23 protein-coding genes and 1 pseudogene are annotated in these 21630 nt (G+C 55.8%); 13 read left to right on the forward strand and 11 right to left on the reverse strand.

Going from position 1 to position 21630, the window contains the following annotated elements; translation table 11 throughout:
- Positions 1 to 4 precede the first annotated feature (4 nt).
- Positions 5 to 1546 (reverse strand): trimethylamine methyltransferase family protein, encoded by a 1542-nt coding sequence (locus ABJN86_RS02890; RefSeq protein WP_348364140.1) that lies wholly within the window; start codon positions 1544 to 1546, stop codon positions 5 to 7.
- A gap of 174 nt (positions 1547 to 1720) precedes the next feature.
- Here ABJN86_RS02890 and guaA point away from each other — a divergent pair, with 174 nt between their 5' ends.
- From guaA to ABJN86_RS02945, 11 genes are all read left to right on the forward strand, one after another.
- Positions 1721 to 3301 (forward strand): glutamine-hydrolyzing GMP synthase, encoded by a 1581-nt coding sequence (gene guaA / locus ABJN86_RS02895; protein WP_348364138.1) that lies wholly within the window; start codon positions 1721 to 1723, stop codon positions 3299 to 3301.
- Positions 3302 to 3418: 117 nt separating this feature from the next.
- The gene (locus ABJN86_RS02900; RefSeq protein ID WP_348364137.1) at positions 3419 to 4306 is read left to right on the forward strand and encodes a DMT family transporter; all 888 of its coding nucleotides are present in this window, start codon (positions 3419 to 3421) and stop codon (positions 4304 to 4306) included.
- A gap of 150 nt (positions 4307 to 4456) precedes the next feature.
- A complete protein-coding gene (locus ABJN86_RS02905) occupies positions 4457 to 5572 on the forward strand; it encodes an outer membrane protein transport protein (RefSeq protein WP_348364136.1) in 1116 nt (371 codons plus the stop codon).
- Between the two features lie 136 nt (positions 5573 to 5708).
- Positions 5709 to 6620: a DMT family transporter gene (locus ABJN86_RS02910; RefSeq protein ID WP_348364135.1), complete on the forward strand. Its 912-nt coding sequence runs from the start codon at positions 5709 to 5711 to the stop codon at positions 6618 to 6620.
- A 54-nt stretch (positions 6621 to 6674) separates the two neighbouring features.
- A complete protein-coding gene (locus tag ABJN86_RS02915; RefSeq protein ID WP_348364133.1) occupies positions 6675 to 7538 on the forward strand; it encodes an ATPase in 864 nt (287 codons plus the stop codon).
- Positions 7539 to 7578: 40 nt separating this feature from the next.
- Positions 7579 to 8499, forward strand: coding sequence for a homoserine O-succinyltransferase (metA, locus tag ABJN86_RS02920; protein WP_348364132.1), 921 nt, complete (start codon positions 7579 to 7581; stop codon positions 8497 to 8499).
- A complete protein-coding gene (locus ABJN86_RS02925; RefSeq protein WP_348364130.1) occupies positions 8492 to 9457 on the forward strand; it encodes an alpha/beta hydrolase in 966 nt (321 codons plus the stop codon). Before metA ends, ABJN86_RS02925 begins: the two co-directional genes overlap by 8 nt.
- 48 nt (positions 9458 to 9505) lie before the next feature.
- Positions 9506 to 10381, forward strand: coding sequence for a polyphosphate kinase 2 (gene ppk2 / locus ABJN86_RS02930; protein ID WP_348364663.1), 876 nt, complete (start codon positions 9506 to 9508; stop codon positions 10379 to 10381).
- A complete protein-coding gene (locus ABJN86_RS02935; RefSeq protein ID WP_348364129.1) occupies positions 10374 to 10991 on the forward strand; it encodes a TetR/AcrR family transcriptional regulator in 618 nt (205 codons plus the stop codon). Before ppk2 ends, ABJN86_RS02935 begins: the two co-directional genes overlap by 8 nt.
- Positions 10988 to 11956 carry a hypothetical protein gene (locus ABJN86_RS02940; RefSeq protein ID WP_348364127.1) on the forward strand — a complete coding sequence of 323 codons (969 nt, stop codon included), beginning with the start codon at positions 10988 to 10990 and terminating at the stop codon, positions 11954 to 11956. The genes ABJN86_RS02935 and ABJN86_RS02940 overlap by 4 nt, the downstream gene beginning before the upstream one ends.
- 179 nt (positions 11957 to 12135) lie before the next feature.
- Positions 12136 to 13521 (forward strand): DUF3179 domain-containing (seleno)protein, encoded by a 1386-nt coding sequence (locus tag ABJN86_RS02945; protein ID WP_348364125.1) that lies wholly within the window; start codon positions 12136 to 12138, stop codon positions 13519 to 13521.
- Between the two features lie 101 nt (positions 13522 to 13622).
- On the opposite strand, the gene rpsI is transcribed toward ABJN86_RS02945, so the two are convergent.
- The 3 genes from rpsI to ABJN86_RS02960 form a co-directional block, all read right to left on the reverse strand.
- A complete protein-coding gene (rpsI, locus tag ABJN86_RS02950; protein ID WP_348364123.1) occupies positions 13623 to 14117 on the reverse strand; it encodes a 30S ribosomal protein S9 in 495 nt (164 codons plus the stop codon).
- 2 nt (positions 14118 to 14119) lie between these two features.
- Positions 14120 to 14581: a 50S ribosomal protein L13 gene (gene rplM / locus ABJN86_RS02955; RefSeq protein WP_348364122.1), complete on the reverse strand. Its 462-nt coding sequence runs from the start codon at positions 14579 to 14581 to the stop codon at positions 14120 to 14122.
- 152 nt (positions 14582 to 14733) lie between these two features.
- A complete protein-coding gene (locus ABJN86_RS02960; protein ID WP_348364120.1) occupies positions 14734 to 16176 on the reverse strand; it encodes a PLP-dependent aminotransferase family protein in 1443 nt (480 codons plus the stop codon).
- 97 nt (positions 16177 to 16273) lie between these two features.
- On the opposite strand from ABJN86_RS02960, the gene ABJN86_RS02965 reads away from it, so the two are divergent.
- Positions 16274 to 16507, forward strand: a complete 234-nt coding sequence (locus ABJN86_RS02965; RefSeq protein ID WP_348364118.1) for a DUF1127 domain-containing protein — start codon at positions 16274 to 16276, stop codon at positions 16505 to 16507.
- 93 nt (positions 16508 to 16600) lie between these two features.
- Here ABJN86_RS02965 and ABJN86_RS02970 read toward each other — a convergent pair whose 3' ends face one another.
- Entirely contained in the window at positions 16601 to 17023 is a 423-nt protein-coding gene (locus ABJN86_RS02970) for a PaaI family thioesterase (RefSeq protein ID WP_348364116.1), read from the reverse strand.
- A gap of 69 nt (positions 17024 to 17092) precedes the next feature.
- Here ABJN86_RS02970 and ABJN86_RS02975 point away from each other — a divergent pair, with 69 nt between their 5' ends.
- Entirely contained in the window at positions 17093 to 17878 is a 786-nt protein-coding gene (locus tag ABJN86_RS02975; protein WP_348364115.1) for an enoyl-CoA hydratase, read from the forward strand.
- Here the strand turns inward: ABJN86_RS02975 and ABJN86_RS02980 are convergent.
- From ABJN86_RS02980 to ABJN86_RS03005, 6 genes and pseudogenes are all read right to left on the reverse strand, one after another.
- The gene (locus ABJN86_RS02980) at positions 17875 to 18831 is read right to left on the reverse strand and encodes a DUF3179 domain-containing protein (RefSeq protein WP_348364113.1); all 957 of its coding nucleotides are present in this window, start codon (positions 18829 to 18831) and stop codon (positions 17875 to 17877) included. The genes ABJN86_RS02975 and ABJN86_RS02980 overlap by 4 nt on opposite strands.
- Positions 18832 to 18907: 76 nt before the next feature.
- Entirely contained in the window at positions 18908 to 19456 is a 549-nt protein-coding gene (locus ABJN86_RS02985) for a peptidylprolyl isomerase (RefSeq protein WP_348364112.1), read from the reverse strand.
- A gap of 64 nt (positions 19457 to 19520) precedes the next feature.
- A pseudogene (locus tag ABJN86_RS02990) lies at positions 19521 to 20024 on the reverse strand (peptidylprolyl isomerase); the annotation flags it as partial.
- A gap of 97 nt (positions 20025 to 20121) precedes the next feature.
- A complete protein-coding gene (gene coaD, locus ABJN86_RS02995; protein WP_348364111.1) occupies positions 20122 to 20613 on the reverse strand; it encodes a pantetheine-phosphate adenylyltransferase in 492 nt (163 codons plus the stop codon).
- Between the two features lie 87 nt (positions 20614 to 20700).
- A complete protein-coding gene (locus ABJN86_RS03000; RefSeq protein WP_348364110.1) occupies positions 20701 to 21141 on the reverse strand; it encodes a GFA family protein in 441 nt (146 codons plus the stop codon).
- A 4-nt stretch (positions 21142 to 21145) separates the two neighbouring features.
- Entirely contained in the window at positions 21146 to 21580 is a 435-nt protein-coding gene (locus tag ABJN86_RS03005; protein WP_348364108.1) for a CBS domain-containing protein, read from the reverse strand.
- Positions 21581 to 21630 lie beyond the last annotated feature (50 nt).

Consider the following 21630-nt stretch of genomic DNA (forward strand, 5'->3'; position numbering starts at 1 on the left):
AACCCTAGGAAAAGGCGTCAGGCATGCTCTCTTTTTTCGTGCGCACATAGTCACGAAGCGCCGCATCAATGGCTGGATCCAGATGAGGTTGCTGATAATCGCCCAGCATCTTTTCAACTCGCGCCGAGGCCAAAGAGACCGTATCGCGCTCGCCCTCGTCCGCCCACGTCTCGAAGGGCTTGTAGTCGAACAGATCGGAGCGCCAGAACGCCGTCTTGAAATTCTCTTGTGTGTGCTCACATCCAAGGAAGTGGCCGCCCGGTCCGACCTCGCGCAATGCGCCCATCGCTTGCGCATTCTCGTCCATGCTGACGCCCTTAGCAAAGTGGTGCAGCGTTCCAAGCTGGTCCGCGTCCATCACAAATTTCTCGAAGGACGCGACAAGCCCGCCTTCCAGCCAGCCACAACTGTGAAGCATGAAGTTCACGCCCGAAAGTAGCCCCATATTCAAACTGTTAGCTGTCTCATAAGCCGCTTGAGCATCCGGCAACTTCGAGCCACAAAACGACCCAGCTGAGCGGTAAGGCAGTCCAAGACGGCGGGCCAATTGCCCTGCCCCATATGTGATATGCGAAGCCTCTGGTGTCCCGAAGGTCGGCGCGCCCGAGTTCATATCAATAGAGGTCACAAAGGCCCCCATGATAACTGGCGCCCCTTTTCGCACCAGTTGGCTGTAAGCCACACCCGCCAAAACTTCGGCCAACACCTGCGTCAAGGTCCCCGCCACAGACACAGGCGCCATGGCCCCGCCCACAATGAACGGCGATATGATGCAGGCCTGGTTGGCGCGGGCATAAACCTCCAGCGCGCCCATCATGATGGAATCGAAGGTCATGGGCGAGTTGATGTTGATCAGTGACGTCATCACCGTGCGACCATCCAAACCGTCGAACAGTATCTCGCACATATCAACAGAGTCTTGCGCGCGCGACGGCTCGGTCACCGCGCCCATGAACGGCTTGTCGCTCAGGGACATGTGGGAATATAGCATATCAAGGTGGCGCTTGTTCACCGGTACATCCGTCGGCTCGCACACCGTGCCGCCCGAGTGGTGCAACCATTTGGACATATAGCCAAGCTTCACGAATTTATCGAAGTCATCCATAGTCGCGTATCGGCGACCACCTTCTGCGTCGCGCACAAAGGGCGGACCATAAACGGGGGCTAGGACAAGGTTCTTGCCGCCAATCTCAACGGAGCGTTCTGGATTGCGGGCTGTTTGGGTAAATGTCGAGGGCGCAGTTTTGCACAACTCACGCGCCAAACCGCGCGGGATGCGTACGCGCTCTCCGTCGATCTCAGCCCCGGCTTTACGCCAACGCTCCAATGCTTCTGGGCTATCGACGAAATTAACGCCGATCTCGGCCAAGACAGTTTCGGCATTCGTCTCGATGATCTGCAAGGCCTCTTCGTTGAGGACTTCAAAATTGGGAATGTTGCGTTCGATATATTTCGCCGTCTCAACGGAAACCGCCGTCCGCTCCGCCCGACGCGCAGCACCGCCGCCGCCGCGTGTTCGTCTGCGTGGTGTGGCTGTATCGGTCATAACGTGCTCCTCAATTTCTCACCTATTTGATTACCTCATGGGGGGCTCGACCGAGGGCAAAAACCGCCCCTTACGACGAAAAAGCGACATGAGAGCACGAATATGGATGTGCAAGGTGCAAACAGCGCGCCCCAGCCCCTTGCAACGGGGGCGTTTGCCTCATAATCAGCGTGCATGACAGATCATCTCATTGACCCCGCCGCCACCCATGAAAAACTTCTGATCATCGACTTCGGGTCGCAGGTCACGCAACTGATCGCGCGCCGCTTGCGCGAATTGAGCGTTTACTGCGAAATCCACCCTTATCAGAACGTCACTGACGCTTTCTTGGCAGAATTTTCGCCCAAAGCCGTGATCCTTTCCGGTGGACCTGACAGCGTAACCCGCGAAGGCAGCCCACGCGCCGCAGATGGTGTTTTCACTTTGGGCGTCCCAGTATTGGGCATTTGCTACGGCCAACAAACCATGATGACACAGCTTGGCGGGCAAGTTGACAGCGGGCACGGCACGGCAGAATTCGGTCGCGCGTTTGTAACACCGTCCGACGACAAGATTGAGCTGTTGAAGGGTTGGTTTGCCGACGACAAAGAGCAAGTCTGGATGTCGCACGGCGACCACGTCTCGAAAATCGCACCGGGGTTTGAGGTCTACGGCACCTCCCCCAACGCGCCTTACGCAATCACCGCGGATGTGTCGCGCAACTTCTACGCGGTGCAATTTCACCCCGAAGTGCACCACACCCCGAACGGTGCAAAGCTCTATGAAAACTTCGTCCGTATGGCTGGCTTCACAGGCGACTGGACCATGGGCGCCTACCGCGAGCAGGCAATCGCAGCGATCCGCGAACAGGTTGGCAATAACCACGTGATCTGTGGCTTGTCGGGCGGCGTAGACAGCTCTGTTGCGGCTGTATTGATCCATGAGGCCATCGGCGATCAGCTGACATGTGTATTCGTTGACCACGGATTGCTGCGCAAAGGTGAGGCCGAAGAGGTCGTCACCATGTTCCGCGACAACTACAAAATGAAGCTGATCCACGCCGATGAACAGGATCTGTTCTTGGGCGAGCTGGACGGTCAATCCGACCCTGAAACCAAGCGCAAAATCATCGGCAAGCTGTTCATCGACGTGTTCCAAAAATACGCCAATGGGATCGACGACGCCAAGTTCCTTGCCCAAGGCACCCTATATCCTGACGTCATCGAGAGCGTCAGCTTCTCCGGCGGCCCGTCGGTGACCATCAAGTCCCACCACAATGTTGGCGGCTTGCCCGAGAAAATGGGCCTGAAGCTGGTGGAACCATTGCGAGAGCTGTTCAAAGACGAGGTGCGCGCCTTGGGTGTGGAACTTGGCCTGCCCAAGTCCTTCATCGGCCGCCACCCCTTCCCCGGGCCTGGCCTTGCCATTCGCTGCCCCGGCGAGATTACCCGCGCTAAGCTCGACATTCTGCGCGAGGCAGATGCGGTCTACATCGACCAAATCCGCAAGCACGGGCTGTATGACGACATCTGGCAGGCCTTCGTGGCAATCTTGCCAGTCAAAACGGTTGGCGTCATGGGCGACGGTCGCACGTATGACTACGCTTGTGCCCTGCGTGCGGTGACCTCGGTGGACGGCATGACGGCGGATTACTTCCCGTTTGAGCACGACTTCCTAGGCGAGACCGCAACCCGCATCATCAATGAAGTGCCGGGCATCAACCGCGTAACCTACGACATCACCTCGAAGCCTCCGGGCACCATCGAGTGGGAATAAGCACATCTTGCCGAGCGTTTTTTGCACCATTGCTAAGAACGCTCGGTAGGGACTGCGACCGCCCCAGACACTCTAATTCAGCTTGACCACAGACCGCTAAACGGATTTGCAGGCTGTATGACCAAAGCACCGCCCTCAAACATGATCATGGCCGCCCTTTGGATGGCAGGCGCAGTCGTGTCCTTTTCGACCATGGCGGTGGCGGGCCGTTTGGTTAGCATCGAGCTTGATACGTTTGAGCTGATGACCTACCGCTCGGTTATTTCCTTGGTCTTGGTATTGGTCATCGGCGGGGTTGCGGGCACACTTGGGCAAATCGACGCGCGAAATCTGAAATTGCACAGCCTGCGGAACCTGTCGCATTTCACGGGGCAAAACCTGTGGTTCGCAGCAATCACAATGATCCCACTGGCGCAAGTGGTAGCTATCGAGTTCACCTCACCCATCTGGGTCGCCCTGCTCGCGCCGTTCTTTTTGTCAGAGCGTTTGACACCCTTGCGGATATTTGTGGCGGTGCTGGGCTTCATCGGCGTTTTGATCGTTGCCCGCCCCGACATGAGCAATCTGGAGCTTGGATCCATTTTCGCAGCAGGCTCCGCAATCGGATTTGCCGGCTCCGCAATCGCAACAAAGAAGCTGACCGCCACCAGCTCCACCACCTGCATTCTGTTTTGGTTGGCTTTGATGCAAGCCGTCTTTGGGATTATCACCGCGGCTTGGGATGGCGATGTGGCCGTGCCATCGGCGGAGGTGATCCCTTGGGTTGCTGTCGTGGCGTGCACAGGTCTAGGCGCGCATTTTTGCCTGACCACCGCCCTTACCCATGCTCCTGCTGTGGTCGTAATGCCTATGGATTTCGTCCGGCTCCCCCTCGTCGCAATACTGGGAATCATCATTTTCGGAGAGAATCTCGAGGTTTGGGTATTCGTTGGCGCGGCCATAATTTTCGGCGCCAATTATTTAAACATCAGCTCAGAAGCGCGCAAAAACCGCCGCCTGACGTAGAGGCAATGTGAGATTTTGGCCACGCAGAGCCTGCTAGTTTCCTGATTCTTGGCATAAATCGCCTGTGACGCTGGGTCACAAATTGACGCAGGCGGAAACTCGCCTCTAGGGTGGTGTAAATAAGCATTCAAGTGTTTCGGGGAGGAAACCATGAAAAAGATACTCGGCGCCACGGCACTGCTCGCCGCAAGCACGACACTGGCTTCGGCAGGCAACCTTGACCGATCCGGCCAATCGATCGCCCCTTTGTTCGAGAAAGGTAACTACGCTGAATTTAGTTTCGGATACGTTAACCCGAGCGTTAGCGGAAACGATTTAGCTCCTTTTGGTAACACGGCCACCGGCAACGTTGCCGACAGCTTTAGTCAGGTGGGGCTGGCCTATAAGCATCAGCTCAATGAAAACCTGTCATTCGCCTTTATCATCGATCAACCCTTTGGCGCTGATTTGCTGTACCCAACCGCTGCCGCAGGTGGTTCTGTCGGGTTGGGAGGCACTTTGGCCGCTTTGGACACTGAAGCATTCACTGGCATCCTTCGTTACGATTTCGGCAATCGCTTCAGCATTCACGGCGGCTTAAAAGCACAACAATTGTCGGCCAATGTTGCTCTGAGCGGCTTGGCTTATGGGGGCTTGAATGGCTACACCGTAAACTTCGATGACGATATCGGATACGGCTACTTGCTGGGGGCCTCTTACGAAATTCCAGATATCGCTTTGCGTGTATCCCTGACTTATAACTCAGAAGTTGATCATGACGTCGACACCCGTGAGAGCTTCGCACCTGGCGTCGTCTCCAACACAAGAATTACAACGCCAGATTCGTGGAACCTCGATTTCCAAACGGGCATTGCAAAAGATACCTTGTTGTTTGGTGGTGTTCGCTGGGTCGATTATTCTGAAGTCAACGTGATCCCATCAACCTTTGGCGCTGTAACTCCTGCTGGAACCAGCCTCGTAACCATCGAAGACACGACAACATTCACCTTAGGTGTCGGTCGCAAGTTTACCGAGGCATTTTCGGGTGCAATCTCAGTTCAATACGAAACCGAGAACAGCCCACTCGTCTCGCCTCTTGCGCCAACAAACGGTAGAATTGGCCTGACTGTCGGTGGCAGCTACACACATGAGAGCATGAAAATAAGTGGCGGTATCAACTACAGCAAACTTGGAAATGCAACACCGCGTACCGGTGGTACGGCCCGTGCAAACTTTGACGGCAACGACTCGATCGGTTTCGGCATCAAAGTCGGGTACAGCTACTAATCTCATTGCACGCGAAAGCCTAAGTAGCCACGAGTAACCCATCCAACACTTAAAAGGTCCATGCCGCAAAGCATGGGCCTTTTTTGTGAGCATGTTTCGGGTCGCCTTTTGCATCGATTCCTAACAATGTGCCCAAATGAACACCCAAAAAACCATGACCACCGGCGCGTGGCTAGAGCTGACACTGCTTTCCCTCATCTGGGGCGGGTCGTTCTTGTCGATACGCTTGGCATTGAACGAAATCCCAGTGATGACTGCTGTCGCGCACCGCGTGTTCTGGGCCATGCTCATCCTGTGGTGCTATATTTTGATCCGAAAACACCCCATCCCCCGTTCGCCCAAGATTTGGGGTGCCTTCTTAGTCATGGGGGCGCTGAATAATGTCATACCCTTTGTGCTGATGGGCTGGGGGCAACTGCATATTGAAACCGGCCTCACCTCCATTATGAATGCGACCACCGCCGTGTTCGGTGTCGTCGTGGCATCCATTCTCTTCGCTGACGAGCGGCTGACGTGGAATCGTGCCGCAGGCGTTCTCCTTGGATTTCTTGGTGTGACGACGGCAATCGGGTTGCAGAACTTGACACAATTCGACATTCGCTCCACCGCGCAAATAGCTGTTATTGCTGGAACTTTATCATATGCACTTGCAGGTGCATGGGCGCGAAAAACCCTAAGCTCCCTCCCCCCGCAAGTCGCGGCCGCAGGTATGTTAACCGGAGCAGCCTTGATCATGCTTCCATTGGCCTTCGCTGTAGATGGCGCCCCCTCGCTAAACCTAAGCCTCACCGCATGGGGGGCCGTCGGATACTACTCCATCATCGCCACGGCTGGTGCATACTTGCTTTACTACCGCATCCTGAGCATGGCTGGCAGCGGCAACCTGATGCTATGCACCCTATTGGTAGCGCCGGTTGCGATCGTGTTGGGTGCCCTTGTTCTCGGTGAAGACCTTGCCCCGCGGGCCTATGCGGGCTTCGCATTGCTTGCTCTGGGCTTGCTGGTGTTGGATGGCCGCATCTTCGGGATTTTGCGCAAAGCCCCCTAGCAAGCCCGCGCTGGCAAGGCTACCTATTTGCCAAGGGACGAAGGAGCGCCGCGCATGATCTATAATTCAGGACAAGATTGGCTTCAGGCTGATGCAAAGAAAGTGCTGTTCTTCGGCATGTCCGGCCTTGGAAAAACGTATATCTCCAACATGTTACGCGCCAGTGGTGAATGGTTCCACTACAGCGCGGACTACCGCATTGGCACGCGGTACATGGGGGAATACATCACCGACAACTTCAAACGACGCGCTATGCAGGATCCGTTTTTAGCGGACCTCCTGCGCTCGGACAGCATTTACATAGCCTCAAACCTGACATTTGAGGATTTGTCGCCTCTGTCCACCTATCTTGGAAAACCGGGAAATCCTGCCTTGGGCGGACTTAGCTTCGCAGAGTATCAAAACCGCCAAGCCCAGCACCACCGTGCGGAGGTGGCCGCACTTTATGACGCCACACACTTCATTCAGCGTGCCCAAGACTTATACGGCTATGGCAACTTTGTTTGTGACACCGGGGGCTCGGCCTGCGAGGTCGTGGACCCGTTCACACCCGACGACCCGCTTCTGACAGAACTCGCGAAGAACCACCTGATGGTGTGGATCGAAGGCTCCACCGATCACGAGGCCGAACTCGTGCGCCGTTTCAAATCCGCGCCAAAACCGATGTGCTACCGCCCCGACTTCTTGGCGGAGCTGTGGTCCGAGTACTTAGAAGCCAACAGATGCACCGAAGACGAGGTCAACCCCAACGACTTCATGACCTTCACCTATGCGCGCGCAATCTCGCAACGCGAGCCACGCTACCGCGCGATGGCGGAAAATTATGGCATCAAAGTTTCCCACACAGATTTGGGCAAGGTCACCTCACCTGCTGGTCTCAATGAGTTGATCGCGGCCACTCTTGGCAACAAAGCCTAAGCCACCTAACTACCAATCCCTACCTGCAACGGATACGACAATGCCTATCAAACTGCCCTCCTCCTCGCTTCCTGCCTTCGACGTGCTGTCGCGCGAGGGCGTGAGCGTGATGAGCGCCGATCAAGCCGCAGTGCAAGATATCCGTCCGTTGCGAATTGCCTTGCTCAACTTGATGCCGAAAAAGATCCAGACCGAGAACCAGTTTGCCCGCCTCATTGGCGCGACCCCATTGCAAATCGAGCTCAGCCTGATCCGCATGTCGGAACATCGGACCAAAACCACTGCCGCCGAACACATGGCCGAGTTCTATCAACCCTTCCAAGATGTGAAGGACCAAAAGTTTGACGGCCTTATCATCACCGGCGCCCCGATTGAGCATTTGCCGTTCAATGATGTGACCTATTGGGACGAGTTGCGTGAAGTCATGGATTGGACGCAGAGCAACGTGCATTCGACCTTCGGCGTGTGCTGGGGCGGCATGGCGATGATCAACTACTTCCACGGGGTCAAGAAACACCTGTTAGACGACAAGCTATTTGGGTGTTACAGGCACTGCAATCTGGATGAGACCTCGCCCTATTTGCGTGGCTTCTCGGACGATTGCGTGATCCCCGTGTCGCGCTGGACCGAGATGCGCCAAGATGAGATTGATGCGGCGGATGGGTTGAAAACACTGCTTGGAAGCGAGGAAAGTGGTCCCTGCTTGGTAGAGGATGACGCGCACCGTGCGCTCTATATTTTCAACCATTTTGAATATGATAGCACCTCTTTGAAGGACGAATACGACCGCGACGTCGCAGCTGGCGTTGCGATCAATGTGCCCGTGAACTACTACCCCAACGACGACCCCACGCAAAAGCCGTTGAACCGCTGGCGCAGCCACGCCCACCAGCTTTATGGCAATTGGATCAACAAGATATACCAAACGACCCCGTTCGACATGGAACAGATTGGTGCTTAAGACGGCAATAGCGGTCGGGACGGCTTGTGCATTGCTGGGCAGCGCCGCTGTTGTAAACAAACGCATTCAATCTCGCGAGGTCGCCACCCTGCGAGACCACCCACCCGAGGGACAGATTTTAGACGTCAACGGGACACCCGTGCATGTCTATGTCGAAGGCACAGGCCCTGACGTGATCTTGATCCATGGCGCGGGGGCAAATTGGAAGGATTTCACCTTCTCCCTGATCCCCATTCTCAAGCAAAATTTTCGCCTGATTGCCATAGATCGCCCCGCGCATGGCTACACAGGGCGGATCAAGGATCGAGCCGGTGACATCGAAAGCCTCGCAGAACAAGCCGACCTGATCCATGCGGCGGCCCAAATGGTGGCGGCAAAGCGCCCGCTAGTGGTTGGGCAAAGCTATGGCGGCGCGGTGGCTCTATCCTACGGGCTGCGATATGGCGCGGAGACCTCCGGGTTGATGATCATCTCAGGTGTGTCGCATCCTTGGCCGGGCAAACTGGACCGCTGGTACCGCATCATGGGCAGCGCTGTCGGTCGCCACCTGTTAACACCAGTCCTGTCAGCTTTCGCGACCGAGCAACGCGGCATCGACACGGTGAACGCGGTTTTCGCGCCAGATCCCGCTCCGCAGGGTTATCTGGAACACATAGGAATGGGCTTGGCCGTGCGACCGTCCCAAGTTCGCGTCAACATCTCCATGGTCAACGCGCTGCTGCCTCAGATCAAAGAGCAATCCAAACGTTATGACGAGCTGCAAATGCCCGTTGAAATCCTGCACGGCACCGCAGATCAAACCGTCTTGCATGAAATCCACGCCCTGCCGCTGTCCAAACAAATTAAAAACGCGGAGTTGTCCATTCTAGATGGCATTGGCCACATGCCTCACCACACAGCAACCGACGAGGTCGTTACCGCGCTGTACCGATTGGCAAAACACGCTGGCCTGCAATAGGGTATCACGACATACTGCACGGCGAATAACATGAGCGAGGCCCAATCCATGACGCTGCCCTTCGACGGTGCCATCTCTAAATTCTACAAGGAAGAAATTCCCGAAAACGTCCGCGAAGCCATTCGCAACGCGGGCAAGAATGACATCTTGGCCCAAAGCTACCCTTATACGAAGCGCATGGACCGCGACGACTATGAGGACACCATGAAACGCCTTCAGGTCGAGCTGATGAAGCTTCAGGCTTGGGTTAGAAAAGAGGGCAAACGCGTGGCCATCGTCTTTGAAGGGCGCGATGCATCCGGCAAAGGCGGCACCATCAAACGGTTCCGCGAGAACATGAACCCACGGGTTTGCAAGACCGTGGCGCTGTCAAAACCCACGGACGACGAGCGCGGTCAGTGGTATTTCCAGCGCTACATCAAACATATGCCAAACGCGGGGCAGATCACTTTGTTTGACCGCAGCTGGTACAATCGCGGCGTGGTGGAAGACGTGTTCGGGTTTTGCTCTATTGGGGAGCGGACTCATTTCTTCAACCAAACGCCCGACTTTGAGAAGATGCTTGTCGATGACGGCATCATCCTGATCAAGCTGTGGCTAAACGTCGGGCGCGCCGAGCAGTTGCGCCGCATGTTGGCGCGTGAAAGCGACGAGTTGAAACAGTGGAAGTTGTCCTCGATCGACGTCGATGGCTTGGGCAAATGGGACGCCTACTCCCGCGCAATCTCCGAGACGTTTGAAGCCACAGATGCATCCCACGCGCGTTGGACAGTGATCCGCTCTGATGACAAACGCCGCGCCCGCATCTCAGCGCTGCGCCGCGTGTTGAACGCGGTCCAATACACCAACAAAGACGACAGCATCGCAATCCGCCCTGATGCCAAAATCTGCGGCGGCGTGGATATGTGGTCCCCGAATGCCTAAACGCGGCTATCATCACGGCAACCTCAAGCAAGCGCTGATTGAAGCGACCTTGAGGCTCATTGAGGATAAAGGCCCCACTGGCTTCACCGTGGCTGAGGCCGCGAAGCTTGCAGGCGTGACACCTGCCGCCGTCTACCGCCACTTCGTGGGCCGAGAAGCCTTGATCGCGGAATGCGCCTTACAAGGACACCGCATCTTTGGCGACCTGATGGAGCACGCTTACGCCGACGGCCGCCCCACTGCCTTGAAGGCCTTTGAAGCCACCGGTCGCGCCTATCTGGCCTTCGCCCGCAAATTCCCCGGCCATTACATGGCGATGTTTGAAAGTGGCGTGAACGTACAGTCCAACCCCGATCTGGCCTTGGCTGCGGATCGATCACGCGGCGTGCTGGAGCAAGCGGCCATGCGGTTGAGCGAAAACATCCCCGAAGACAAGCGTCCACCGGCTAAGATGTTCTCCAGCCATATCTGGGCCATGTCGCACGGTGTGGTTGAACTTTTCGCCCGCGGCACACCTGGGTCGAAATCACCCTTCCCCCCCGAGGATCTGCTTGAGGCGGGTATCGGAATTTATCTGCGCGGCTTGGGGTTGATCGAGCCCGATCAATGAGCCTGCACAAACGCTACATGTCCGGTGAGACAGAGGATGTTTGGCGAGACATAGAACGCACCCATGATGCGGCAGACATCGAAGCCGTCATGCGCGAAACCTACGGGCGCGTTTCACGAAATGTCGACATCATTATCGAACGCCTGCGTGAAACGGGTTATCGCTTTGAAAGTGAATCTGGGCGCCACGGCGAAGGGCTAGCGCCGCACAGAAAAATTTCCGTCCACCTAGGGAATGCGGAGGATGTCCTTGAGGAGCGGTTCGGCGACCTACCTGCATTAACTTACGCCTCCACATTTTTGCCGACAGCGTTGCACTTCTTTGCGCTCGTCGTCGGCGTCATTGATTTGCGACAACGGTATCCGTTCAAGGAACAGAGCAACGAGCGATCGGCCCAGTCGAAGGCCCCTGCAAGTGCGGGGGAACGCGCACTGCTAGAAGCTATGGAGAATGCGTTAGGAGGCTTCCAACAAAGGCAAGCCGACGAGAGAGCCATTCTGGAGTCCGAGGACAAACGCCCTCACCCATCCAACGATCCCGTGGTTGCGCGGCTTGGGGATTGGAACCCTCTCGTCGTGGACCTCGAAAACCTGAAGGATCTTGCCGAGGAACGCGAAGCCGAGATCGTCCCACTGCCTATGGGGGGAATTGGTCTTGAGCTAGACATCGCCCCTAGCTTTGAGAGCAAGTCAAACGTCCCTGTCGGAGACGGAGACGGAGACGGAGACGGAGACGGCGCGCGTCTGTTCCTGCCGAACCTTCGCCAAGACCCAATGATTTTTGAAGCAGGGCGGAACTTGCCCTTCATCGACTATCTTCGGGCTGCAGTCTTAAGCGGTGGATTTATTGGGGTCTCTTATCCCATTCATCCAACGTCGCTAGATCTACGAGATGCTAAATCCGGCCTGCTCCTTCCCGAACACCCAATTTTCGCGACACTCCAAGACGGCCTTGAAGCCTTCTAGCGGAAGTGATCACCAAATTGTGCCACCATTGATTGTAAACGTGATTAGCCGCTTTAAAGCTTTCGCGGGTAGCCTGCGGGATGTGTAATGGCGTGATGCCGTGTGCACAGGGTGTACGGCTTGCCGCCGCGAGCTGACGCACCGGAGGATCAATCAAGCACGCGAAAGGCTTCTTTCACATGTCGTTAACACTCGGCTCCTTTACCCGAATACTAGTATTTACATCTTTGGCAACGCTATCGGCGTTTTGGTCAAATGCGTCGCAAGCACAACGGGCCCAAGACTTGGAAGGCTATGTCTTTGAGGACTTTGGGCAACCGCCCGCGGTGCCAACAGGCAGACTGTCATCCAAGGTCAAGGCCGCGATCAAGGTCGCCTTGGTCGACAGCGCAAGCAATTCACGCTGGCAGGCTGAGCAGACAGAAGCCCTGAATGTCATCGCAGCCACAAAAGACCCTCGCATCGCTTGGATCATTAGCGACCTGATGCGCTTCATCTCCAGCCCACGGCTTGATGCAGAACTCGCAAGGGCCGCATCAACGCTTCTTGGAAAAGAACTTCGCGCTGCGAATTCATGGGGCATCGTCACCGATCACCTGATCGCATGGGACATCCCCGCGCCGCCGAACTACTTGAAATATAAGCGCGATATATTCACCGCCTTGGTTCCGGGTTGGGAGAAAATCTTCGTTAAAGGCGATGTCGACTGGAGATTTGTCTCTTGGGGCGGTGTGCTAATTGATAACCGCGCCTATGACACCACCGATGAGCGTTGCAACTGCATCCCCGCCGCAGACAACCCAGAAGTCACCAGCGCCAAGGACGCGAAATGGCTAAGGAACAAAGACATTGTGTTCGGCATTGAAGTGAACGGCGAGTACCGCGCCTACCCACGCCAAATCATGGAAGTGCGTGAGATGGTGAATGACACATTGGGCGGCCGCCACCTTGGCATCCCTTATTGCACTTTGTGTGGTGCTGCTCAGGCCTATTTCACGGATGAACTTCCGCGTGGGATTAAGCGGCCGATCTTGCGCACCTCGGGCCTTTTGAACCGATCGAACAAGGTGATGTATGACCTCAATACCTACTCCGTGTTCGATACGTTCTTGGGGACTGCCGTGACGGGACCATTGGCGCGCAAAAACCTAACGTTGAAGCAAGCGACCGTGATTACCACCGACTGGGGCACGTGGAAGAAAGCGCACCCCGAGACGACCGTTCTGGCTGAAAGGCACGCCCTCGGACGCGATCCAGATTTTCGCAACACCCGCGATGCGAACGGGCCGATCTTTCCGGTTGGAGATGTGGACCCCCGCCTCCCCGTACATGAGGACATCATTGGCGTGATCACAGCCTCAGGCAAGCCCGTGGCCTTCCAGCGCAGCAAAGCCTTTGTGGCCCTGCAAAGAGGTGCGACGATCAGCTATGAGAACGTGCGTTTGGAGCTTGATGCGGGCGGGATCCGCGCAGTTGATGCCAATGGCACCGACCTTGGCAGCCATCAGGCGTTCTGGTTTGCGTGGTCCCAGTTCCACAAGAAGACGGCGCTTTGGCAGGGGTAAGGTAACAGGCGGCTCTGAAAGGTCGCTGAACCAACCAACAGCCCAACAAAAAAGGCCACCCGCATCGGGTGGCCTTTTCCAATTCTGGTAGAACTCGAAGCTTAACGCTTGGAGAACTGGAAGCTCTTACGAGCTTTCGCTTTACCGTATTTCTTACGCTCAACAACACGGCTGTCGCGTGTCAGGAAGCCAGCAGCCTTCAGGGCGCCACGCAAGGATGGATCGTACAGCTGCAGCGCTTTGGAGATGCCGTGCTTAACCGCACCAGCTTGACCAGACAGACCGCCGCCTTTGACAGTTGCGTAAACGTCGAACTGATCTTCGGTGCCGGACACTGTGAAAGGCTGGCGCAAGATCATTTGCAGCACTGGGCGTGCAAAATATGTGTTCTGCTCTTTGCCGTTCACAACAACTTTGCCGGAACCTGGCTTGATCCAAACGCGGGCAACCGCGTCTTTACGTTTACCAGTTGCGTAGGAGCGGCCCAATTCGTCACGAACTGGCTCACGGGAGATGGCATCTGCCACAGCTTCTGCTGGGGTGACGCCTTCAGCGACGGTGTTCAACTCGTCGAGGGATTTGATTTCGTCAGCCATTCTTATGCGCTCCGAGTGTTTTTCTTGTTCATGGCCTTAACGTCCAGAACTTCGGGAGATTGAGCCTCATGCGGGTGATCAGCCGATGCGTATACACGCATGTTGGTCATCTGCTGGCGCGACAGTGGACCGCCTGGAAGCATGCGCTTCACAGCTTGGGTCAAAACGCGCTCAGGGTGCTTACCCTCAAGGATTTCGGCGTTCGTGCGGGACTTGATGCCGCCCGGGTGGCCTGTGTGCCAGTAGTTTGGCTTTTCACGCTTGTTGCCTGTCAGCTGAATTTTGTCAGCGTTGATGACAATAACGTTGTCGCCCATATCCATGTGTGGAGTGAAGGACGGCTTGTGCTTGCCACGCAAGCGCATCGCAATGATGGACGCGAGACGACCCAGAACAACGCCTTCAGCGTCGATCAGGATCCATTTCTTGTCGATATCGCTAGGAGTAGCGGTAAAGGTTTTCATGGGTTTTCCTCAAGAATTGTAGCCTTGGGGCAAGAAACCCCTTGGGATGGCGTGGTTCTAACGGAACTGACGGCACAGTCAACGACAGTTTTGTCGGAAAACTCAAGCAAAAACAAACGATTACAAATAAGGTATCAATTTACCCCATCACATCAGGACATTATTTGCTCTGGCGGATTGTCCAGCAGCACCTTCAGGCGCGCAATCGCCGCTTCAAAGCTCTTCAGGCTCACGCCCGCGTTAATCGCAATGCGCACAGCATGCAGCGTAGGAGCCGACCTGCCCTGATAATCCTCTGCAGACCGAATTTGCACACCTTCAGCCTCCGCCGCTTGGCAAAACGCATTGGCGCGCCACCCTTCCGGCAAAGTCAGCCACACGAACAAGACATCCTCGCGCCACTTCAAATCATAGGTTCCCAAGATGTTGACCGTCGCGCGCACGTATTTCGCGGTCTCTATACGCACTTCCTCCATCAAGCGTGGCGTCTGGGGGTGTTGCAACAGCTTCGTGCATAGGTCCGCCAACGGGGTGGCCAAGCCAAAGAACGAATGCTCCGCCGCGCGGCGCAACACCGCTTCCTTTTCAGGCGGTGTCACCGCAAACCCAATCCGCAAAGCGGGCGTAAGCGTCTTGGACAACGACGCCACAAACCAACAGCGTTCAGGTGCCAGCATTCGGTAGGCAGGTGTCTCCGCGATCGACATCCTGTAGCAATCGTCCTCCAGGATATCGAAATCCAGCCGCCGCGCGATATCCACAATTTGGCGGCGGCGGGATTCAGGCGTGTAACCACATGTAGGATTATGAACCTCAGGCGATGTACACAAGATTTGCGCCTCATGGGTACGGGCAGCCTCCTCTAGCGCGTCTGGGATGATCCCGTCCTTATCGGTTGCGACCGGCACAACCTCAGCCCGAATAAGTTCCGCTGCACGGCGAAATCCAGGATACGCCAAATCCTCTACAAGCACCGTTGGTTTACGCCCCCGCAAAATCGCCTGAAAGATCAACAAAATGGCGTTCTGCCCACCGTGGGTGAGAACGACCTGCTCCTCAGACACGGGGCCGATGGGGGCTGAGGCCAGCCACTCGGCAACTGCGATCCGCGCAGGCGTTGCCGCAGCACGGCTAGGATAATGCATCACACCTGAGGGCGGATTTTCAGCCACCTCAACCAACAGCTGTTTGATCAGGCTCGATTGGCCAACGTTGCGAAGATGTGGGGAGATCATGTTCACGCGAAAACTGCTACCGCCAGAGTTATGCGGCATCGCGTCGACCTCAATCGCGTCATCGAAGATCGGACGCCGGTACGCGTCCATATCAGAGTGCCCCATCTGGGGCGGATTGGTGGATACGAAAGTACCCCGCCCCACCACGGCCTCAAGACAACCCGCATCAACCAGCCGCGAATAGGCTCGCGCCACAGTGCCCGGCGTTATGCCCATTTGGTAGGCCACTTCACGCACGGGGGGTAGCTTCTCCCCCAACTCCAAGCCGCCATTTTGCACCGCCTCACGGATCGCATCTGCTAAGGCTAGGTACTTTGGACCGTTGATTGTAGCGAGGTCGGGAAACCATATTGTATTCATAACAATCTTTCTATGGACGCATACAATTTAGGATTGTACCTTCATATTGTAGCGGAGCCGCTACATTGTATCAATACAAATATTGGAGGCCATTCCCATGGCAACGTTTACACAACCGCTCTCACTTGACCTGAACGCCTTGTCCGCACGCACAACAGTTGCGCCCGCAGTCCGCGCGACCGTCAAACTGGCGTTTGTGATGATGACGTGGGATGAGGCCTACCGCAGCCGACGCGCGCTCAAACAGTTGACCGCTGAGCAATTGAGTGACGTCGGGCTTACACGCCAGCAAACCGACGCTGAGGCGCGCCGCGGCTTTTGGCAGTCCTAAGTTACTTGAAATTCAGTTCCTGATGCTCGACATGACATTCCCTGTCCGTGTCGGGGTCAAACTTGACCGGACGTTCGCGTCCGGTCCTTTTGCTTATGACGCAGGCGGGATCGAATAGGTAAGCGAGGCCCGAGCCACTGGCTTATCCGGCTCCGCTTCGGAATAAAGCCGCCCTTCGGTGACAGCCAATACCCGCCCCAATTTCAGCAACTCCATCCGACACAACAACCGCCCCGGCGCGGGTTTTCGCATGAAATCAATGGAACAATTCGTTGTCACAGCCAGCGCCACAGGCCCCAAAGCGCTCAGAATACAGAAATACGCGCAGACATCGGCCAAGGCGAACATCGATGGTCCGGACACTGTACCACCGGGGCGAAGATGCTTCTCGGACGCCGCCAACGCCATTGTCACGAAGCGTGGTGCAATCTCAACGAACTCGAAGTCATCCGCAACTTGCGTAAAGTCTCGCTTGAGAAACGCCTGAAGCGCGGCTTTATCCATCTTAACTTCCATACTTCCCCCCTGCCCTTGATCCACTTAGGCTTGCGCCACAGCGGAGCAGATCGAAAGTGGAATGACAAGATGAACGAAGCGTTAATATTGCGCGAAGACCATGGCCCCATCGCACGGCTGACCCTGAACAACCCCGCCAAGCTAAATGCGTTGTCTGACGCCATGCTTGCTGCACTCCATGGCAGGTTGGACGATATTGCCAAGGACGACACCATCCGCGTTGTGATTTTGAGCGGAGCTGGCAAGGTTTTTTGCGCCGGACACGACCTTAAAGAAATGCAAGCCGCACGCGCTTCGCAGAATGGCGGGCGTGAAGCATGGGTGAACCTGTTCGAGCGGTGCTCCGCAGTTATGGCGCGCATTCAATCCCTTCCGCAGCCTGTCATTGCACAAGCGCACGGGATCGCCACCGCCGCTGGCTGCCAATTGGTGGCGACATGCGATCTGGCAATTGCCGCACCCGATACGAAATTCGGCGTGAACGGCGTGAATATCGGGCTGTTTTGCTCCACCCCAATGGTTGCGCTGAGCCGAAACATCCCCAGAAAACAAGCCTTTGAGATGTTAACAACCGGTGAATTCATCTCCGCCGAGCGCGCGCGGGAGGTTGGATTGATTAACCGCATCGCAAAAGATGATCTGGCGAGAGAAGCTATGGAGTTCGCGCAGACCATCGCGGGGAAACTCGGCTCCGCTGTCCGCATCGGAAAGCAGGCCTTCTACGAGCAAGCGCAAATGACCACCGCGCAGGCCTATGCCTTCACTGGCGAGGTCATGGCCGTAAACATGGCACGAGACGACACTGATGAAGGCATCAAAGCCTTCCTAGAGAAACGCAAACCTGACTGGGATTAGTGCCAAGACCCGTTGGGGTGGAAAGCGTGAAAGGCGAAGGCAAACATCACGTCATGCACGATATCACGCCCCTGCCCGTTGCGAACACGAACGGCGCCAACGCTGCGTCCTTTATCGATCTTGCGGCTATCTAGGGCGGAGGCTTGCTCGCCACTCCACACCAACTCAACACCATGTTCGCGAATGGCCTTCTCGCGGCGCAACCGCTCCATCGACCATGCGCGGTTCCCGACACGGATCACCCGCGCCATCGGATCCACCCCATTGGGCGGCAACGCACCATCATAAAGGAACGGACGGCTGGCCGTGTCATAACGGACGTAAGGGTTTGATCCGTAATTGAAACCTTTTCGCGGGGCGTTCAACACAAGCCCATCGGGGTTGCGGGTTTTGAACTCCTCCCAGCTTTCCATCCAGCTGGGAATTTGCTTCAAGGCGCGGCCCGCCATTTGCCCCACAATGCCTTCACCCACCGCTTGCTGCCACCAGCTTTCGGTTTGGCGGTCATACATCACCATGTCGGAGTTTCGCAGGTTGCCAGAGACGCCGAACGACAAGGTGCGCCCACCCACACGTCGGTCGAACACCACGCCAGAGTTGCACAAGGGACAAAAGGTCACCGCGATGGGCAATCCGCCGACCACATCATTTACGATCTCATGGACCATAAAGTAGCGGATCGGATATGCACGCGGCTGCTGACCTTGGAGCTCCACCGTCATGACGGGTTCTCGCAAGCCAATCCGCCTCTCATCTGCGACCTTCACAAATGTCGGATCATCAACAGCTGGGATACCGTCTTTGCCCGGACCACCAGAGCGAATTTCGCTTAGGTCCACAGTCGTTTTGGTGAAATCTGTATTCGGCCAACCAGCCGTTAGATACGAGCTTTGGGCAAACGCAGCAGTGGCTGACATGCACAAAACAGTCAGAAGAATATAAAAACGGGCCATGCTTAACTCCTCCCAAAGAAGCATGGCCCGTTCCTCGCAGCCAGGAAACTCCCGCTCACGCAGGTGTTACGGCGCGTTACTCGGTGACGCGAACAACCTTCATTTGATCAGGCGCCCCAATGACTGAGCCATTTGGCCCTGCCCCAAGCTTGATTTGATCAACAACATCCATGCCGGACGTCACCTTACCTACAACGGTATATTCGCCGTTCAGGAAAGAGCCCTCATCAAACATGATGAAGAATTGGCTGTTTGCAGAGTTGGGGTTCTGGCTACGCGCCATACCGACAACACCGCGGTCGAAATTCAAGTCGGAAAACTCAGCCGGAAGGTCAGGACGTTCAGATCCGCCCCGCCCAGCACCACTGGTGTCACCATCAGCCTTACCGAACTGCACATCGCCTGTTTGCGCCATGAAGCCTTCGATCACGCGGTGAAAGACCACACCATTGTAAGCGCCTTCCGACGCCAAACCGGTGATTTGCTCAACGTGCTTGGGAGCGACATCTTCAAACAAGTCGATCACAATGGTGCCTTTGGCCTCGCCGTCGACATCCACTTCCAGACCGGTTGCAAGCGCAGGGCTCGCAACCAGAACGGCACATGCTGCTAGAAACTTATTCACCGTCGCCACCATCTGCTTCTGCATCTGCTTCAGGTGCGTCGGCAGGACCTGCATCAGCGCCGGTCGCATCTGCTGCAACCACTACCGAGATCATGCGATCCGGGTTCATCGGCGGCTCGCCACGCTGAATTGCGTCAACATGATCCATGCCTTCAATCACGCGGCCATAAACGGTGTACTGGCCGTTCAGGAAAGCGTTGTCGGAAAAGTTGATGAAAAACTGGCTGTTAGCCGAGTTCGGGTTTGCAGAACGGGCCGCACCAATGGTGCCACGATCATGTGGCAGTTTGGAGAATTCTGCTGGTACATCAGGCATGTCGGAGCCGCCTGTGCCCGCCATGCGGATGTTGAAATCTTTTTCCATGTTGCCATTGGCCACGTCGCCAGTTTGCGCCATGAAGCCGTCGATCACGCGGTGGAAAGCCACGTTGTTATAGGCACCAGACCGCGCCAGCTCTTTCATGCGAGCCGTGTGCTGAGGAGCAACATCAGGCAGCAATTCAATAGTGACGGTACCGCCGGTGAGTTCCATCAGGATAGTGTTTTCGGGATCTTTGATATCGGCCATTATAAGGGCGCTCCTAAGCGTTTTGATTTGGCGACAAACTAGACCAGTTGGGGGCGGTGTAAACCCCTGCCCGCATGACCAGCGTTTGCGGACTGTGTCAGGTCAGACGTTCAAGTAAAGCTGTTTGAACAGATGGGGTTACGAACTTGGAGATGTCCCCCCCTAGTCTGGCGATTTCCTTCACCAGCTTTGAGGCAATGGCTTGGTGCTGCGCCTCCGCCATCAAGAACACCGTCTCAACAGTGTTATCCATAGCGCGGTTCATGCCCACCATCTGGTACTCATACTCAAAATCCGACACCGCACGCAGGCCACGAATGATGACCGAGGCTTCCACATCGCGGGCGCAATGGATCAACAGATTCTCGAACGGGTGTACGACGATCTCACAGCCCGTTTCCTCGCTGATCTTCGCACATTCGGCTTCGATCATCGCCGTGCGCTCCTCCAAGGTAAACAAAGGCCCTTTGTCGCGGTTGATAGCAACCCCAATGACCAACCGGTCCACTAGGGAGCATCCTCGGCGGATGATGTCAGAGTGCCCAAGTGTGATGGGGTCGAAGGTGCCGGGGTATAGTCCAATGCGCATGTGTTGGGCCTTTATTCGTCTTAAGCATCACCACGCAACAATATTGCGCATCGAAATGCAAGCTGAATACGTTTTCACCTGATTGCCTTACCCGATAGCAGAGCTGCCAAATATCTCTTCGACTTGGGATGCCGTAAGATCGGCAGTGGTCTCGCAAAAGGAATATCCGCTGGGCTTTTGATCAATGAACAATTGCTGAGAAAGAGTAATCTCCATCTGATCGTCCATCGTCCCCGCGCCAATGTGGTAGATACCTTGCTCCTCCCCCGCCGCTGTCACGCGGTAGAAGAGATTAGACCCGCATATTTTGCAAAAAGCGCGTTCGGCCCATGGGGAGGATTGGAAGATTTGAATGTGTTCTTCGCCTTCATAGGCCATGGCGTCAGGCATGACCGAAAGCCCCAAGAATACTCCACCCGTCCAGCGGCGACACATGGAGCAATGGCACGCGCCCAACTCCGGTTCTATAATTTGGGCGCGATAGCTTACCGCGCCGCACATGCATTTACCGCTGATGTCCACTTCCACAGTGTTAGTGCCCCATAATCATGCCTTCGAGCGCGTCTTTTTCCATGGCAAGTTCCCTGAGGCGTGCCTTCACGACATCGCCCAGCGTTACCAATCCCACCATGGTGCCGTTCTCAACGACAGGCATGTGGCGAAAGCGCCCTTCGGTCATTTTTGTAAGAACGGTGTCCGCGCGCTCGCCGCTGGTGCATGTCACAAGCTTCTTGGTCATCATGCTTTCTACGGTTTCAGTCAGGCAGCCTGCCCCACGTTTTCCGATCTCGCGAACAATGTCGCGCTCAGACAGAATACCAAGCGCAGATTTATCATCCGAAGACACCACAATTGAGCCGATCTTGCGAGATGACAACACGTTTGCCGCATCTGCAACTGATGCCTCCGGTCCAATTGTGACGACCCCATCATCCGCTTTTAGCTTCAAAATATGGCTAACCAGCATGTACGCATCTCCTGTTTATGTTCAAGTATTCGTGATCAATACGTTACTGT

Source organism: Litoreibacter sp. (genome assembly GCF_039974535.1).
Classification (GTDB): domain Bacteria; phylum Pseudomonadota; class Alphaproteobacteria; order Rhodobacterales; family Rhodobacteraceae; genus Litoreibacter.

Coding starts and splice junctions, on each gene's coding strand:
- ABJN86_RS02890 (WP_348364140.1), bottom strand. CDS start 1,546: ATGACCGATACAGCCACACCACGCAGACGAACACGCGGCGGCGGCGGT.
- guaA (WP_348364138.1), top strand. CDS start 1,721: ATGACAGATCATCTCATTGACCCCGCCGCCACCCATGAAAAACTTCTG.
- ABJN86_RS02900 (WP_348364137.1), top strand. CDS start 3,419: ATGACCAAAGCACCGCCCTCAAACATGATCATGGCCGCCCTTTGGATG.
- ABJN86_RS02905 (WP_348364136.1), top strand. CDS start 4,457: ATGAAAAAGATACTCGGCGCCACGGCACTGCTCGCCGCAAGCACGACA.
- ABJN86_RS02910 (WP_348364135.1), top strand. CDS start 5,709: ATGAACACCCAAAAAACCATGACCACCGGCGCGTGGCTAGAGCTGACA.
- ABJN86_RS02915 (WP_348364133.1), top strand. CDS start 6,675: ATGATCTATAATTCAGGACAAGATTGGCTTCAGGCTGATGCAAAGAAA.
- metA (WP_348364132.1), top strand. CDS start 7,579: ATGCCTATCAAACTGCCCTCCTCCTCGCTTCCTGCCTTCGACGTGCTG.
- ppk2 (WP_348364663.1), top strand. CDS start 9,506: ATGACGCTGCCCTTCGACGGTGCCATCTCTAAATTCTACAAGGAAGAA.
- ABJN86_RS02935 (WP_348364129.1), top strand. CDS start 10,374: ATGCCTAAACGCGGCTATCATCACGGCAACCTCAAGCAAGCGCTGATT.
- ABJN86_RS02940 (WP_348364127.1), top strand. CDS start 10,988: ATGAGCCTGCACAAACGCTACATGTCCGGTGAGACAGAGGATGTTTGG.
- ABJN86_RS02945 (WP_348364125.1), top strand. CDS start 12,136: ATGTCGTTAACACTCGGCTCCTTTACCCGAATACTAGTATTTACATCT.
- rpsI (WP_348364123.1), bottom strand. CDS start 14,117: ATGGCTGACGAAATCAAATCCCTCGACGAGTTGAACACCGTCGCTGAA.
- rplM (WP_348364122.1), bottom strand. CDS start 14,581: ATGAAAACCTTTACCGCTACTCCTAGCGATATCGACAAGAAATGGATC.
- ABJN86_RS02960 (WP_348364120.1), bottom strand. CDS start 16,176: ATGAATACAATATGGTTTCCCGACCTCGCTACAATCAACGGTCCAAAG.
- ABJN86_RS02965 (WP_348364118.1), top strand. CDS start 16,274: ATGGCAACGTTTACACAACCGCTCTCACTTGACCTGAACGCCTTGTCC.
- ABJN86_RS02970 (WP_348364116.1), bottom strand. CDS start 17,023: ATGGAAGTTAAGATGGATAAAGCCGCGCTTCAGGCGTTTCTCAAGCGA.
- ABJN86_RS02975 (WP_348364115.1), top strand. CDS start 17,093: ATGAACGAAGCGTTAATATTGCGCGAAGACCATGGCCCCATCGCACGG.
- ABJN86_RS02980 (WP_348364113.1), bottom strand. CDS start 18,831: ATGGCCCGTTTTTATATTCTTCTGACTGTTTTGTGCATGTCAGCCACT.
- coaD (WP_348364111.1), bottom strand. CDS start 20,613: ATGCGCATTGGACTATACCCCGGCACCTTCGACCCCATCACACTTGGG.
- ABJN86_RS03005 (WP_348364108.1), bottom strand. CDS start 21,580: ATGCTGGTTAGCCATATTTTGAAGCTAAAAGCGGATGATGGGGTCGTC.